The organism is Streptomyces sp. LE64 (assembly GCF_052606915.1).
Window position 1 is genome coordinate 2,519,092 of sequence record NZ_CP199708.1, and the last position, 15,298, is coordinate 2,534,389.

General features: G+C 76.5%; 12 protein-coding genes and 2 pseudogenes. 6 read left to right on the top strand and 8 right to left on the bottom strand.

What is annotated here, in order from left to right; translation table 11 throughout:
- Positions 1–90: 90 nt before the first annotated feature.
- The 3 genes and pseudogenes from ACSMX9_RS11305 to ACSMX9_RS11315 form a co-directional block, all read right to left on the bottom strand.
- Positions 91–1,791, bottom strand: a pseudogene (locus ACSMX9_RS11305) (L-aspartate oxidase); the annotation flags it as partial.
- The gene (gene panC, locus ACSMX9_RS11310; RefSeq protein ID WP_445402067.1) at positions 1,788–2,843 is read right to left on the bottom strand and encodes a pantoate--beta-alanine ligase; all 1,056 of its coding nucleotides are present in this window, start codon (positions 2,841–2,843) and stop codon (positions 1,788–1,790) included. The gene panC and the pseudogene ACSMX9_RS11305, both read right to left, overlap by 4 nt.
- The gene (locus tag ACSMX9_RS11315; protein ID WP_445402069.1) at positions 2,840–3,760 is read right to left on the bottom strand and encodes a Rossmann-like and DUF2520 domain-containing protein; all 921 of its coding nucleotides are present in this window, start codon (positions 3,758–3,760) and stop codon (positions 2,840–2,842) included. The genes panC and ACSMX9_RS11315 overlap by 4 nt, the downstream gene beginning before the upstream one ends.
- Before the next feature lie 198 nt (positions 3,761–3,958).
- On the opposite strand from ACSMX9_RS11315, the gene ACSMX9_RS11320 reads away from it, so the two are divergent.
- Entirely contained in the window at positions 3,959–5,182 is a 1,224-nt protein-coding gene (locus ACSMX9_RS11320; RefSeq protein ID WP_445402071.1) for a threonine aldolase family protein, read from the top strand.
- Between the two features lie 89 nt (positions 5,183–5,271).
- Here the strand turns inward: ACSMX9_RS11320 and ACSMX9_RS11325 are convergent, their stop codons facing one another.
- Positions 5,272–5,481, bottom strand: coding sequence for a hypothetical protein (locus tag ACSMX9_RS11325; RefSeq protein ID WP_445402073.1), 210 nt, complete (start codon positions 5,479–5,481; stop codon positions 5,272–5,274).
- A gap of 214 nt (positions 5,482–5,695) precedes the next feature.
- Between ACSMX9_RS11325 and ACSMX9_RS11330 the strand changes: the two genes are divergently transcribed.
- Positions 5,696–6,817 (top strand): DUF5937 family protein, encoded by a 1,122-nt coding sequence (locus ACSMX9_RS11330; RefSeq protein WP_445402075.1) that lies wholly within the window; start codon positions 5,696–5,698, stop codon positions 6,815–6,817.
- Between the two features lie 19 nt (positions 6,818–6,836).
- Here ACSMX9_RS11330 and ACSMX9_RS11335 read toward each other — a convergent pair whose 3' ends face one another.
- Entirely contained in the window at positions 6,837–7,514 is a 678-nt protein-coding gene (locus ACSMX9_RS11335; protein WP_445402077.1) for a response regulator, read from the bottom strand.
- 80 nt (positions 7,515–7,594) lie between these two features.
- Complete coding sequence (locus tag ACSMX9_RS11340; protein WP_445402079.1) at positions 7,595–8,821, bottom strand: sensor histidine kinase; 1,227 nt, start codon at positions 8,819–8,821, stop codon at positions 7,595–7,597.
- 284 nt (positions 8,822–9,105) lie between these two features.
- Here ACSMX9_RS11340 and ACSMX9_RS11345 point away from each other — a divergent pair, with 284 nt between their 5' ends.
- Positions 9,106–10,167, top strand: a complete 1,062-nt coding sequence (locus ACSMX9_RS11345; RefSeq protein WP_445402081.1) for an SAM-dependent methyltransferase — start codon at positions 9,106–9,108, stop codon at positions 10,165–10,167.
- A gap of 24 nt (positions 10,168–10,191) precedes the next feature.
- On the opposite strand, the gene ACSMX9_RS11350 is transcribed toward ACSMX9_RS11345, so the two are convergent.
- Positions 10,192–11,373: an NADH-quinone oxidoreductase subunit D gene (locus ACSMX9_RS11350; protein WP_445402083.1), complete on the bottom strand. Its 1,182-nt coding sequence runs from the start codon at positions 11,371–11,373 to the stop codon at positions 10,192–10,194.
- Between the two features lie 31 nt (positions 11,374–11,404).
- On the opposite strand from ACSMX9_RS11350, the gene ACSMX9_RS11355 reads away from it, so the two are divergent.
- The 3 genes and pseudogenes from ACSMX9_RS11355 (at position 11,405) to ACSMX9_RS11365 (ending at position 13,826) form a co-directional block, all read left to right on the top strand.
- Positions 11,405–11,956 carry a PH domain-containing protein gene (locus ACSMX9_RS11355; RefSeq protein ID WP_445402084.1) on the top strand — a complete coding sequence of 184 codons (552 nt, stop codon included), beginning with the start codon at positions 11,405–11,407 and terminating at the stop codon, positions 11,954–11,956.
- Complete coding sequence (locus ACSMX9_RS11360; RefSeq protein WP_445402086.1) at positions 11,953–13,317, top strand: PH domain-containing protein; 1,365 nt, start codon at positions 11,953–11,955, stop codon at positions 13,315–13,317. The genes ACSMX9_RS11355 and ACSMX9_RS11360 overlap by 4 nt, the downstream gene beginning before the upstream one ends.
- 40 nt (positions 13,318–13,357) lie before the next feature.
- Positions 13,358–13,826: pseudogene (locus ACSMX9_RS11365) on the top strand (GNAT family N-acetyltransferase).
- 108 nt (positions 13,827–13,934) lie between these two features.
- Here ACSMX9_RS11365 and ACSMX9_RS11370 read toward each other — a convergent pair.
- On the bottom strand, positions 13,935–15,239 hold the full coding sequence (locus tag ACSMX9_RS11370; protein WP_445402088.1) for a hypothetical protein: 1,305 nt from the start codon (positions 15,237–15,239) through the stop codon (positions 13,935–13,937).
- Positions 15,240–15,298: the final 59 nt, after the last annotated feature.

Consider the following 15,298-nt stretch of genomic DNA (forward strand, 5'->3'; position numbering starts at 1 on the left):
CGGTGCGGGCGCGGCGCCAGCGTACGCGTTCGGGGCGGGGCGCACCGCCCCGGGCCCGGGGCCGGCGGCGGGTGCGGGGGGCTCGGCGACGGTGGGCGGGAAGCCGGGGCCGTCGGTGGGGGTGACGGTCAGCGAACGGTCGGGGGCGAGCCGCACCACGAGGTGCCGGCGCCCGTGCGCGTCGTCGGCCTCGGGGTGGTCCTCGCGCCAGTGACAGCCGCGGGTCTCCTCGCGGCGCAGGGCGGCGGCGACCAGGGCCCGGGCCACGCACAGCAGGTTGGTGGTCTCCCAGCTGTCCACCCCGGGTTCGGCGGTCTTGCCGTGCTCGGCCAGGGCGTCCCGGGCGGCCGTGTGCAGGTCCTGGAGCTGCCGGGCGGCTCGCTCCAGGGAGTCGGCGGAGCGGAGCACCCCGGCGCCCTCGGTCATGATCCGCTGGATGCGGAAACGGTCCTCCGGGGCCAGCAGCGGGTGGGCGGGGGCGGCGGGCCGGGCCACCGGCTGCGGCGGGCGGCGGGTCCCGCTCCCGGCGCGCACCACGGCGGCGGCGATCCGCTCCGCGTAGACGAGCCCTTCCAGCAGCGAGTTGGAGGCCAGTCGGTTGGCGCCGTGCACGCCGGTGCAGGCGACCTCCCCGCAGGCGTACAGGCCGGGCACGGTGGTGCGGCCGTCCGCGTCGGTGCGCACCCCGCCCGAGGCGTAGTGCGCGGCGGGCGACACCGGCAGCGGCTCGGTCACCGGGTCCAGGCCGTGGGCGCGGCAGGCGGCGAGGATGGTGGGGAATCGGCGTTCCCACATCTCGGCGCCGAAGTGCCGGGCGTCCACGTACATGTGCAGGGCACCCCGCTCGCGCATGCGGCGGGTGATGCCCTTGGCGACGACGTCCCGGGGCGCGAGTTCGGCGAGTTCGTGCTGGCCGACCATGAACCGCACCCCCTCGGCGTCGACCAGGTGGGCGCCCTCGCCGCGGACCGCCTCGGAGACCAGCGGCTGCTGCCCCTCGGCGTCCGGGCCGAGGAAGAGCACGGTGGGGTGGAACTGGACGAACTCCAGGTCGCTGACCTCTGCGCCGGCGCGCAGCGCCAGGGCGACCCCGTCCCCGGTGGAGACCGCCGGGTTGGTGGTGGCGGCGTACACCTGGCCCATGCCGCCGGTGGCGAGCACCACGTGCGGGGCGTGCACGGCGCCCACGCCGTCGTGCTGGCCCTCCCCCATCACGTGCAGGGTGACGCCGGCGGCGCGCCCCTCGTCGTCGGTGAGCAGGTCGAGGACGAGCGCGTTCTCGACGGTGGGTATGCCCCGGGCGCGCACCGCGTCGACCAGGGCGCGGGATATCTCGGCGCCGGTGGCGTCGCCGCCGGCGTGCGCGATCCGGCTGCGGTGGTGGCCGCCCTCGCGGGTCAGGGCCAGCCCGCCGGTGGCGGACTCGTCGAAGCGGGCGCCGCTGTCGATGAGCCGGCGGACCGCGTCCGGGCCCTCGGTGACCAGCAGCCGCACCGCGTCCTCGGCGCAGAGCCCGGCGCCGGCGACGAGGGTGTCGTCGAGGTGTTGTCCGGGGGTGTCGCCCTCGCCGAGGGCGGCGGCGATGCCGCCCTGCGCCCAGCGGGTGGAGCCGTCGTCCAGGCGCGCCTTGGTGACCACCACGGTCTCCAGGCCGGCGGCGGCGCAGCGCAGGGCGGCGGTGAGCCCGGCCACGCCGGAGCCGACGACGACCACGTCCGCGCCGAGCGCCCAGCCGGGGGCGGGCGCGTGCAGGCGGATGCCGGTGTGCGGGGAGGGTGCTGCGCGGGTCACGAGACGGCTCCCGGGTGGTGGGGGTCACCGGGGGCCGCGGGGGTCCCGAAGGTGAGGGGCAGGTTGTCGATGAGGCGGGTGGTGCCGACCCGGGCGGCCACCGCGAGGACGGCCTCGCCGGTGTGGTCGTCGGGGACCTCGGTGAAGTCGGACGGGTCCACCAGGGCGAGGTAGTCGAGGTCGAGGGGCGGGGTGAGCCGGGCGGCGGCGTCGAGCACGGCGCGGGCGGCGGCCCGGACGGCGGCCGGGCCGCCGGGCGCCGCGTGGGCGACGGCGTGCGCGTCGGCCGCGGCCCGGGACTCGCCGAGCGCGTCCAGGGCCCTGGCCCGGGTGTCGTTGCCGGGGGCGAGGGCGGCGCGGGCGTGCAGCGCCTGTTGGGCGGCGTGCCGGTCGCGGCCGGCGAACAGGGCCCGGGACAGGGCGAGCGCGGTGCGGCGTTCGACGGCGGAGAGGTAGCGGTTGCGGCTGGAGAGGGCGAGGCCGTCCGGCTCGCGGACGGTGGGCACCGCCACGATCTCCACGCCGAAGTCGAGGTCCCGCGCCATGCGCCGCACCAGGGCGAGTTGCTGGGCGTCCTTCTGTCCGAAGAACGCCAGGTCGGGGCGGGTGAGGTGGAGGAGTTTGGCGACGACGGTGAGCATCCCGTCGAAGTGGCCGGGCCGGGTGGCGCCCTCCAGACGGCCGCCCATCGGGCCGGCGGCGACGCGCACCTGGGGTCCGCCGCCCGGGTACACCTCGTCGGCGCCGGGCGCGAACACCGTGTCGGCGCCGGCCGCGGCGGCGAGTTCGACGTCGGCGTCCAGGGTGCGCGGGTAGCGGTCGAGGTCCTCGCCGGCGCCGAACTGGAGCGGGTTCACGAAGACGGTGACGACCACCTCGCCACCGGCGCCGACCCGTTCGCGGGCGGCGCGGACCAGGGTGGCGTGGCCCTCGTGCAGGGCGCCCATGGTCATCACCACGGCGCGGCGGGGCGCGTCCGGGGCGGCGGGCCGCAGGGCGTCGGCGGTGTGCAGCAGTCGTACGCCCGCGGGGTCGGTGCCGTGCTGGGTCATGGGGTGGTGCCCTCCGTGTCGCCCGCGAGGACGTCGAGCAGGTCTTCGGCGAGTTCGGGGCGGAGCAGTCCGCGGTCCAGGGCCCGGTCGGCGGTGCGGCGGGCCATCGCGAGGTAGCCGGGGACGGCGCCGGGCGCGTGGACGCGCAGTTCGGCGAGGTGGGCGGCGACGGTGCCGGCGTCCCCCCGGGCGACGGGCCCGGTGAGGGCGGCGTCCCCGGAGCGCAGGGCGTTGTCCAGGGCGGCGCCGAGCAGCGGGCCGAGCATCCGGTCGGGGGCCGCGACGCCGGCGGCGCGCAACAGGTCCATGGCCTCGGCGACCAGGGTGACCAGGTGGTTGGCGCCGAGGGCGAGGGCCGCGTGGTAGAGCGGGCGGGCCGCCTCCTCGATCCACTCGGGTTCGCCGCCCATCTCGATGACGAGGGCCTCGGCGGCCAGCCGCAGTTCCTCGGGAGCGGTGACCCCGAAGGAGCAGCCGGCCAGCCGCTGGACGTCCACCGGGGTGCCGGTGAAGGTCATCGCGGGGTGCAGGGCGAGCGGGAGTGCGCCGGCGCGCAGCGCGGGGTCGAGGACCTTCGCCCCGTGCCGTCCCGAGGTGTGCGCGATCAGTTGCCCGGGGCGCACCGCGCCGGTGTCGGCGAGCCCTTCGACGAGGCCCGGCAGGACGTCGTCGGGGACGGTGAGCAGGACGAGTTCGGCGCGGGCGAGGACCTCTTCGGGGCTCACCACGGGGACCTCGGGGAGCATCCGCTCGGCGCGTCGCCGGGAGGCGTCGGAGACGCCGGAGACGGCGACCGGGCGGTGCCCGGCGAGGTGCAGCGAGGCGGCCAGCACGGGGCCCACCCGGCCGGCTCCGACGACGCCCACGGTGAGCCGCGCGGGGCGGTCCCGGGGGTCGGGGGGATGCGGTGCGTTCACGCGACGACGGCCTTCCGTTCCAGTCCGCTCGGGGTACCGGACGATTTCTCGTCATGCTAACGCGATCGGTCCGTCCGCCCCGGCGCCGTCCACCGGCTGTGGGCAGCCGCACATCCGTGCGTGACCGCGGGGGCGGTCGCTCGCCCCGCGGCACCGGCCCCTTCCGCCGCCGGCCCGGGCGTGCGTCAGGATCGGCCCATGGACGCGCCCCAGCACCGGCCCCTCAGCCCGCACGACCCGCTCCGCCCGGACGCCCCCGACCCGGCGGGGCCCCCGGACGACGGGGAGGAGGCCGGGCGGGCCCGGCGGACGGCGGCGTTCCGCGGGGCGCGCCGGGTGCTGGCGCGACCGGCCGCGGACGCCACGCTCGCCGAGGCGCTGGCCGGGCTGGGTGCGGCGGCGGGCGGGGCGTACGACCTGACGGAGCCGGTCGACGCGTACGGCGACGGGGTGGTGGCCGCGCTGGAGCGGCGGGTGGCGGGGTTGCTGGGCACCGAGGCGGCGGCGTTCTTCCCGACCGGGACCATGGCCCAGCAGGTGGCGCTGCGCTGCTGGGCGAGCCGCACCGGCAACCCGGTGGTGGCCCTGCACCCGCTGGCCCACCCCGAGGTGCACGAGCGGGGCGCGCTGGGGACGTTGGGCGGGCTGCGGACGGTCCACCCGACCGCCGAGCGCCGTCAGCCGACCGCGGCCGAGGTGTGGAACCTGGACGAGCCCTTCGGGACGCTGGTGCTCGAACTGCCGCTCCGGGACGCGGGCTTCCTGCTGCCGTCCTGGGAGGAGCTGACCGAGCTGGTGGAGGCGGCCCGGGCCCGGGACGCGGTGGTGCATCTGGACGGGGCGCGGCTGTGGGAGTGCACGGCGCACTTCGGGCGCCCGCTGGAGGAGGTCGCCGCGCTGGCGGACAGCGTCTACGTGTCGTTCTACAAGTCGCTGGGCGGCCTGGGGGGCGCGGCGCTGGCCGGGCCGGGGCCCTTGGTGGAGGAGGCCCGGGCGTGGCGGCACCGCTACGGGGGCCAGGTGTACCAGCAGTTCCCCACGGCGCTGTCGGCGCTGGTCGGGCTGGACCGGGAGCTGCCGCGGCTGCCCGGGTACGTGGCCCACGCCCGGACGGTCGCGCAGGCGCTGCGCGAGGGCTTCGCCCGGGCGGGCGTCCCCTGGTCCCGGGTGCACCCCGAGGTGCCGCACACGCACCAGTTCCAGGTGTGGCTGACCGGCGAGGCGGACGCCCTGACCGGGGCGGCGGTGCGGCAGGCGGAGGAGACGGGGACGGCACTGTTCCGGCGGTGGCACCCGGGCGGGCCGCCCGGGGTGTCGGTGACCGAGGTGACGGTGGCCTCACCCGGGCTGGAGTGGACGGCGGCGGACGTGGTGGCCGCGGTGGGCGACTTCGTCGCCCGGTGGCGGCCCGAACGGCGCTGACCCGGGGCGCGCCCGTCCGGCGCACGCGGGCTCGGACTCCGGCGTGCGGGACGGAGGCGCGCCCCGGCGGCGCCGGCTCGGCCGGGACGTCACGGGGTGCGCGGGGGTGCGAGGAGCCGGGCCAGGGCGGCGCGCCACCGACGACGGGCCGGGCGGCCGGTGAGGGCGGCGTGGAAGCGGCCGTACTCGCGCAGTTCGGCGACGGTCCGCCAGTCGTGCCGGCCGGGCGCCGGCGGCGGGGCCTCGCCGCGCCGGCGGGCCCGGTACAGGTCCAGGGCGTACTGCTGTGTAATGCTCATGACATTCATCCGTCCTCGTCCGCCCGGACCGCCGGGGCCCGGGCCGCGGCGCGCGGAAGAAGGCTCCTCCGCAGCGCCGCGCACCGGTGCCGGCGGTGGGCCACGGCCCCTCCGGCACCTTCGAGACTGCTCCGGCCCCCGGGCCCGGTCACGCCGATTGACGCGGGCCGTCAATCGGACGGGCGGTGTCGGCGGCCGGGTGCACCATGGGCGCATGAGCGTGCACATCGACATCGCGGGGCTGCCGCCGGAGCGGATCGTCTTCGAACCGTCCCCGCTGGCCGAGCTGGGCATGGCGCTGCACGCCCTCGCCGAGCCCGGTCACCACCCGGGGCTGCACGGCTGGGCCACCGCCACCGCCGCCGCCCTCAAACCGGACCTCGCCGACCGCTTGTGCGAGGCGGACTTCCTGTGGCGGACCACCTTCTCGGACGTGTTCATGCCGTTCGCGGGGGTGCGCACCGGCCGGCTGGGCCGCCCCGCGCCGACCCTCGCCGAGGAACTCGACCAGCTCGACCGGCTGGACGACGAGCGGTTCGTGGACGCCGCGCTGGAGTTCACCTGCAACCACTCCTACGACGCCGGCCGGCCGTCCCCGCTGACCGACCCGGCCCGCGCCGCCGAGTCACTGGACCTGGCCACCACCCGGGGCCCGCGCCAGGCCGACTTCACCCGGCGGCTGCTGGCCAACCCGGCGGCCGTCCGCTCCTGGATACGCCGACTGCTGGAGGACTGCGACGAGGCGTTCTTCGCCGACACCTGGCGCCGGGTGCACGGACAGCTCGCCGCCGACGCCCGGCAGAAGACGGACCTGCTGCGCCGCCGGGGCCTCCCGGAGGCACTCACCGCGGTCTCCCCCGCGCTGTCGGTGGACGAGGACGGCCGCCGGATCACCCTCGACAAGCTCGCGCACGGCACCACCACCGCAGTGGACCCGGGCATCGGCCCGGGGCTGGTGTTCGTCCCCTCGCACTTCGGCTGGCCGCACCTGCTGGCCCTGCACGCCCCGGGCTGGCGCCCGGTGGTCCAGTACCCGGTGGCGACCGGGGCGCTCCCCGCCCCCGCCCCCGTCGAGGTGCTGGAGCGCCGCTTGGACGCACTGGCCCACCCCGTCCGGCTCCGGCTCTGCCGCAACATCGCCCGCTCCCCGTACACCACCGGCGAGCTGGCGCACGCCCTGGGCCTCAGCGCCCCCGAGGTCTCGCGCCACCTCACCGTGCTGAAGAAGGCCGGCCTGGTCCACACCCGGCGGCGCGGGCGCTACGTCCTGCACCAACTGGACGTGACGGTGGTGGCGCGGCTGGGCTCCGACTTCCTGGAGGGCATCCTGCGCTGAGCGGCGCGGCGCCGGCGGGTCAGAGCGGGCCGCCGCCGGCCCGGACCAGACCCGTCTCGTAGGCGAGGACCACGACCTGGACCCGGTCGCGCAGGGCGAGCTTGGTGAGGATGCGGCCCACGTGGGTCTTCACGGTGGCCTCGGACAGCACCAGCCGGGCCGCGATCTCGCCGTTGGACAGCCCCTGCGCGACCAGCACCATGACCTCCCGCTCCCGCTCGGTGAGCCGCTCCAGCCGCTTGTTCTGCGGCTGCGCGCCCGTCTCGGGGAGCATCGGCGCGAACCGGTCCAGCAGCCGCCGCGTGGTGGACGGCGCGACCACCGCGTCCCCGCTGTGCACGGCGCGGATCGCGGCCAGCAGCTCGCCCGGGGGCACGTCCTTGAGCATGAACCCGGAGGCCCCGGCCTTCAGCCCGGAGAAGGCGTACTCGTCGAGGTCGAAGGTGGTGAGGATGAGGACCTTCGGCGGGTTGGGGGCGGAGCAGATGCGGCTGGTGGTCTCCACGCCGTCCAGCTTCGGCATGCGCACGTCCATCAGGACGACGTCGACGGAGGTGGCGCGCAGCACCTCCAGCGCCTCCACCCCGTCGCCCGCCTCCGCCACGACCTCCATGTCCGGCTGGGCGGCGAGCACCATCCGGAAACCGGTGCGGAGCAACGCCTGATCGTCGACGAGCATGACCCTGATCGCGGACATGGGGGAACGGCCTTCCTGTTGCGGACATCCTGCGGCGGGCGGTGCACCGGGCGCGGACGGTGCCGGCCGGGTGCACCCCTTCAGTGTGCGGGCTTGAGCGGGAGCAGCACGCTGATCCGGAAGCCCCCGCCCGGGCGGGGGCCGGCGTCCAGGGTGCCGCCGACCATGCCGACCCGCTCCCGCATGCCGATCAGACCGTGCCCCTGGCCGTCCGCGCCACCGTCCTGGTACATCTCCTGGGGCGCGCCCTTGCCGTCGTCCTCCACCAGCAGGCCGAGGCCGTCGTCGAAGTAGACGAGCCGCACGCTCGCCCCCGCGTTGGGCCCGCCGTGCTTGCGGGTGTTGGTCAGGGCCTCCTGCACGATGCGGTACGCGGTCAGCTCCACCCCGCTGGGCAGCGGGCGGGGCGTGCCCTCGACCTTGAAGTCGACCGGGAGCCCCGCGGTGCGGCACTGCTCCACCAGGTCGCCGAGTTGCTCCACGTCGGGCTGGGGCACGTACTCGCCGGCCTCCTCCGGCTCCCCGGTGCGCAGCACCCCGAGCAGCCGACGCATCTCGGCGAGCGCCTGACGGCCGGTGCCGGAGATGGTCTCCAGCGCCTTGCGCGCCTGGTCGGGCGCGGCGTCCAGCACGTAGGCGGCGCCGTCGGCCTGGACGACCATGACGGAGACGTTGTGCGCCACCACGTCGTGCAGCTCGCGCGCGATGCGGGCCCGCTCGGCGGCGACCGCCACCTTGGCCTGCGCCTCCCGTTCCCGCTCCAGCCGGGCGGCGCGCTCCTCCAGCTGGGCCAGATAGGCGCGGCGGGTGCGGATGGAGTCGCCCAGCACCCAGGCCAGGGCGAAGGGCACCGTCAGGAAGAGCATGAAGAACAGGTTGCGCAGCGCGCTCTGCCCGGTGTCCGGCCAACGCAGTTGCGAGAGCGGAGCCGCGGCGAGCCCGGCCGTCAACGCCAGCCGGGAGGCCCAGCCCACGCCGTCCGCCGCCACCGTGTAGACGATCACCAGCAGGGCGAAGTTCGACAGCATCGGCGGGATGTCGAGGGCCAGCTGGGCCAGACCGATCACCACGCCGAGCACGAGCATCCGCTCCGGGGCCCGTCTGCGCAGCGCGATCACCAGTGACAGCAGCAACGACAGCACCACGGACACCGGGCTGAGGACGGCACCGACCACTTCCTCGTCCGGCGGTGGCGGCGTCTGCGCCGTGCTGATCAGTCCCGCCAGGTTGAGCCCGAGCAGGACGACGGCCCAGAAGACGTCGACCCCGGTCGGGTGGCTGCGGAGGAAATCGTAGACACGCTGCACGTAACCCAGGGTAGGTAGCCGCGCCCCCCGCCGGGGTCAACCGGAGGTCCCATCCCCGTTGCACACGCGTACTCCGCTAGGTGGACGCCCCCGCCGTTCCGGCGGCCGGCCCCCGGCCCCGCCCCTCGTCGGCGCGGAGGAGCGGGGGTCGTCCCGACGCGGGAGCCCACCGCTGCGGACGGGGTGGGCCCCCGCTGGCCCTAGCCTGTCGGCCTGAGGACGACGTGAGACGACGTGAGACGACGTGACCGACGACGGGACGGACGAGGAACCGTGAGGACGAGGTGACGGACGGGACGCAGCGGGCGCACGACGCGGGAGCCCCCAAGAGCGCGGGCGCGCCCGCGGGGGTGCGCGGCTGGCGGGCGGCGACGGAGGAGGCGCTGTACGGGCCGCGGGGCTTTTACCGGCGCCCCGAGGGGCCCGCCGGGCACTTCCGCACCTCCGTGCACGCCTCGCCGCTCTTCGCCGGGGCGGTGGCCGGGCTGCTGTGCCGGGTCGACGAGGCGCTGGGGCACCCCCCGGAGCTGGCCTTCGTGGACCTGGGGGCGGGCCGCGGGGAACTGGTGGCCGGGGTGCTCGCGGCGCTGCCCGGCGAGGTCGCCGGGCGCACCCGGGCGGTGGCCGTGGAACGCGCGGACCGACCGGACGGGCTCGACCACCGGATCGAGTGGCGCACCGAGCCGCCCCCCGCCCGGCGGGGCCTGCTGTTCGCCAACGAGTGGCTGGACAACGTCCCGCTGGACGTGGCCGCGACCGATCGGGACGGGGTGGTCCGGCAGGTGCTGGTCGCCCCGGACGGCACCGAGTCCCTCGGCCGGCCGCTGGCGGCGGCGGCACCGGCCGACGCCGCCTGGGCCCACCGCTGGTGGCCGCTGCCCACCGGCCCGGACGGCCGGCCCGCCCCCGGGCTCCGCATCGAGATCGGACGCCCCCGGGACACCGCCTGGGCCGCGGCCGCGGCCACGCTCGCCGCCGGGCTCGCGGTCGCCGTCGACTACGCCCATCCGCGGACGGCCCGGCCCCCGTACGGCACGCTCACCGGCTTCCGGGCGGGCCGCGAGGTGCCGCCCGTCCCCGACGGGAGCTGCGACGTCACCGCGCACGTGGCCCTCGACGCCTGCGCCCTGCCGGGCGGGCGGCTGCTCGCGCAGCGGGCCGCCCTGCACGCCCTCGGGGTGAGCGGACGCCGGCCGCCGATCGCCCTCGCCACCGGCGATCCCGCCGGCTACCTGCGCGCCCTGGCGCGCGCCGGCGAGGCCGCCGAACTGACCGCGCCCGGCGGGCTCGGCGACTTCACCTGGCTGCTCCAGCCGGTGGGGATCGACGACCCGCTCTCCGACTGAGGCCCTCACCGGGCGGTGCGGGCCCTACTTGTCGATGTCGCCGACCACGAAGAACAGCGACCCCAGGATGGACACCATGTCGGCGACCAACGTCCCGGGCAGCAGCTCGGTCAGGACCTGGACGTTGTTGAACGAGGCCGAGCGCAGCTTCAGCCGGTACGGGGTCTTCTCGCCCTTGGACACCAGGTAGTAGCCGTTCACCCCGAGCGGGTTCTCGGTCCAGGCGTAGGTGTGGCCCTCCGGCGCCTTCAGCACCTTCGGCAGCCGCTGGTTGACCGGGCCGGGCGGCAGCTCCGCGAGCCGGTCCAGACAGGCGACGGCCAGGTCGAGGGAGTTGTGCGTCTGCTCCAGCAGGCACTCGAAGCGGGCCAGGCAGTCGCCGTCCGCGCGGGTGACCACGCGCAGCACCTCGCCCAGTTCCCCGTACGCCAGGTACGGCTCGTCGCGCCGCAGGTCGAAGTCGACGCCGGAGGCCCGGGCGATCGGACCGCTCACCCCGTACGCGTGCACCGTCTTCGGCGCGAGGACGCCCACCCCCCGGGTGCGGCCCCGGAAGATCTCGTTGCCGAGCACCAGCCGGTCGTACACGTCCATCCGGGACCGCACCGAGGCGACCGCCTCCCGGGCCCGTCCGGTCCACCCCGCCGGCAGGTCCTCCTTCAGGCCGCCGACCCGGTTGAACATGTAGTGCATCCGACCGCCGGAGACCTCCTCCATCACCGTCTGGAGCTCCTCGCGCTCCCGGAAGGCGTGGAACACCGGGGTGATGCCGCCCAGCTCCAGCGGGTAGGAGCCGAGGAACATCAGGTGGTTCAGCACCCGGTTCAGCTCGGCCAGCAGGGTGCGCAGCCACACCGCCCGCTCGGGCACCTCCATGCCGAGCATCCGCTCCACGGCGAGCACCACGCCCAGCTCGTTGGAGAACGCGGAGAGCCAGTCGTGGCGGTTGGCGAGCATGACGATCTGCCGGTAGTCACGCGCCTCGAACAGCTTCTCCGCACCGCGGTGCATGTAGCCGATGACCGGCTCCGCCTGCCGGATGCGCTCGCCGTCCAGCACCAGCCGCAACCGCAGCACCCCGTGGGTGGAGGGGTGCTGGGGGCCGATGTTGAGCACCATGTCGGTGTTCTCCGCGGCACCGCCGATGCCGACCACGGTCTCCGTCGCCGAACCGCTCGCCACGGGCCCGGGCGTCATGGGTGTCATGCACCCAGTCTCCCTTACGTACGCTGGCCGCATGGAAACGGGGAACGCGGGGCGGGCCGCGGACGCGGGGGCCGGACGCGACGGCGGTGCCGGCGGGGACGGCGGTCCGGGCACGGCGGCCGAACCGGTGTGGACCGGGTTGCCCCGGGGGCTGCTGCGGATGCGCCGACTGCTGCTGGTGGTGTGGTTGGTGCCGCTGACGGTGGCCACCGGCCTGCTCCTCGGGCTGTTCGTCGGCCCCGGCTGGGCCGCCTTCGCGGTGCTGCCGCTGGGCCTGCTGCTGTGGGGCTGGCCGCTGCTGGCCCGCAACTGGCGCTCCTGGCGGTACACCGAGCGCGCCGACGACCTGCTGATCAGCCGGGGCGTGCTGTGGCACCAGCAGACGGCGGTCCCCTACGGGCGGATGCAGCTCGTGGAGGTCACCTCCGGGCCGGTGGAACGGCGCTTCGGGCTGGCCAGCGTGCAACTGCACACGGCCGCCGCCGCGTCCGACGGCCGCATCCCCGGGCTGCTCCCCGAGGAGGCCGAGCGGCTGCGCGACCGGCTCACCGAGCTGGGCGAGGCCCGATCGGCGGGCCTGTGACCACCCCGGACCCCACCGCACCCGAACTCGCGAGGCCGCCGGCACCGCCCGCGGCCGCGGGCGCCGCCGCCGAGCCGGTGGAACGACGGCTGCACCCGGTCACCCCGCTGCGCCGGGCCTGGGCGCCGATCGCGGCCGTCGCCGGCTGGGCGGTGCACGACCCCGACGGGGCCCGGGACCGGATGACCTCCCTCGACCTGCGGTACCTCCTCGCCGGCATCGCCGCCCTCCTGCTGACCGGCGCCCTCTACGGGGTGCTGAGCTGGTGGTACACCCGTTTCGCCGTCACCGACACCGAACTGCGCATCCGCACCGGGCTCCTCTTCAAGCGCACGGCCCACATCCGCTTGGACCGCATCCAGGCCGTCGACGTGGCCCAACCGCTCCTGGCCCGCGTGCTGGGCGTCTCCAAACTGAAGCTGGACGTCGTCGGCGCCGACAAGGAGAAGGACGAACTGGCCTTCCTGAGCGCCGAGGAGGCCCGGGCGCTCCGGGCCGAACTGCTGGCCCGCGCCGCCGGGTTCGCCCCGGAGAGCGCCCCCGCGGTCGGCGAGGCCCCGGCCCGGGAACTGGTCCGGGTGGCGCCGCGCCAGCTCGTCGTGGCGGTACTGCTGAGTGGCGGCCCCTGGATCGCGCTGGTGTGCGCGGTGGTGCTGGCGGTGTTCCTGTGGAACGTCACCCACAGCCCCTGGGCGGTGCTCGGGGCGGGGCTGCCGGTGCTGGGCATCGCGCTCAACGGTTCGGCGGGCCGGTTCCTGAAGGAGTACGACTGGACGCTGTCCGAGTCGCCGGACGGACTGCGCATCGACTACGGGCTGCTCGACCGGATGCACGAGACGGTGCCGCCGGGCCGGGTGCAGACCGTCCGGATCGAGGAGCCGCTGCTGTGGCGGCGGCGCGACTGGGTGCGCGTCGAACTGGACGTGGCCGGCTCCTCCGACTCGGTGCTGCTGCCGGTGGCCCCGCGGGCGCTCGCCGTCGAGGTGATCGCCCGGATACTGCCCGGGGTGACCGTTCCCGCCTCGCTGTCCCGGCCGCCGCAGCGAGCCCGCTGGTGCGTCCCGCTGTGGTGGCGGGGGTACGGCTTCGCCGCCACCGGCACCGTGTTCGCCACCCGGCACGGACTGCTGCGACGCAGCCTGTCGCTGGTGCCGCACGCCAAGGTGCAGAGCGTGCGGTTCACCCAGGGCCCCTGGCAGCGTCGGCTGGGACTGGCGGACGTCCACGTGGAGACCGGCGCCAACAAGAGCCTGCCCACCCGGCTGCGGGACGTCGAGGAGGCGCGGGCGCTGTGGGCCGCGCAGGTCGAACGGTCCCGCACCGGTCGACGCACCGCGACCCCGGACCGGTGGATGACCTGATCCGCGCGTCGCCGGGGACCGGAGCGGGCACCATCCCGGCGTGCCCCGACCAGAGATCGCGGCGGCCACCGTCGCCGACTTCCACGAGGTCCTCGCCGCTCACCGCCGGTACTGGGGGGAGCGCGACCTCCGCTCCCTGCACCTGCTGGCACTCGTCCAGGAGTTCGAGGGGACCTGTCTGGCGCGCCCGGGCCGCGGACGGCGTCCACGGGTACCTCTTCGGCTTCGTCACTCCCACCCGTACGGGGTACGTGCACCTCGTCGCCGTCCGGGACGACGCCCGGGAGACGGGTCTGGGGCGCCGGCTCTACACGGCGTTCGCCGGGGCCGCCGGAGAGCGGGGGGCCCGGCGGTTGAAGGCGATCACCTCACCGGCCAACAGCGGCTCGATCGCCTTCCACCGCCGCCTCGGCTTCGCGGCGACCACCGTCGAGGACCACGGGGGCCCCGGCCGTCCCATGGTGGTGTTCCGGCGCCCGCTTCCGTTCGACGTCCCGGCGCGTCCCTGAGCCGGCTCCCCCTCGCACCGACGCACCGGAGACGGGGCCGGACGTGCACCGGCCCGGTCGGGCACCCCGTGGTCCACGGGGTGCCCGACCGGGCCGGCGGGACGTCGGTCAGGCGCGCAGCGCCGAGCGGAGGCCGTGCAGGTCGATGGGCTCCGTCTCGTCGTGCGCGGTCAGGTCCACGACCTGGCCGATGCCGCGCTCGGCCTCGCTGGACGCCTTGAACTCCGCTTCCGAGGCCGCCTTGTGCAGGGCGAGCGCCTCCTCGCCGACGACGTCGGCGAGATCGGTGACGTCCTCGTTCCGCACCGCCCCGGCGGCGGGGCGCGCCGGGGGCGCGGACTTGTTGCCGAAGTAGTCGAAGCCGCCCGTGACCGGGCGCGGGCGCGGGGGCAGCGGCGGGACGACGGCCGCCGCCCGGGACGCCGGAGCGGGAACCGCGGGCGCCCGCTCGTGGTCCGCGGGGACCGCCGGGGCGGGGGTCGCCCGCGCCGGCGCGGGCACCGCGGTGGGCGCCGGCGTGGCCGCCGGAGCGGTGGGCGCGGCACCGACGGGCCGGGGCGCCGGCGCCTTCGCCACCGGAGCCTCCGCCTGCATGGCCTTCGTCGGCGTGGCCTTCGTCGGCGGGCCGGCGGGAGCCGGTGCGGAGGGCTTCGTCGGGGCCGTGCCCACCGCCTTCGCGAGGCCGGGGGGAGCCGCCTCGGTGGGGGCGGGCGCCGCCTCGGCGGAGGCGGCCGTCGCCCGGGGCGGGACGGTCGCCCGGGACGGGGTCGCCGTCGACGGGCCGGCGGCGGCCCGGGGGGACGCGGGCGGCGCCGCCTCGGGCGGGGTTCCGGCGGACGGGGCCACCGCGGGGGCCGCCTTGCGGCGGGCCAGCACGCTCAGCGCCTCGTTGGCCTGCCGGTACAGCTCGACGGTCGCCACCGGCGCCGCCTTCGGCGGCACGGCGGTCGGGGCCGCGGTGCTCTCCCGGGCGAGCTTGCGGTGGCCCTCCAGGGCGCTGGCCCGTTCCGTCTCGGCATTGGCGTACCGGCGCAGCAGTGCCGCGTGCTCGCCGCGCAGGGCGGTGAGTTCGGCGCGCTTGGCGCGCAGTCGCATTTCCAGCTTGCCGCGCGCCGCGCGGGCCGCCTCCAGCTCGCCCTCGACTTCGGCGAGGCGTTCCTCGAAGCGCCACTCGTCACGGGTGCGGGCCCGTCGGAGTTCCGCGACCCGCCGGCCGGCCGACAGGTCCCAGTTCCGCATCACGACCGAGCCGGCGACGGCCGCCGCCGCGGCACCCGCAACGAGCCCCCGCAATAGCGCGGTTTCGGAGATGAACCAGGCGCCCGAGGCGCAGAGAACGGAAGCTCCGGCGATCACCGTGGGCGGGAGCAGCCGGTGCAGGGGCGGCGAATGGCGGTGGCGTCCACGTGGCATAGCGAGAAACTTACCGCGCACGGGTCAATGTTGCCGACCCGCCCGCACAAAATCGGCTC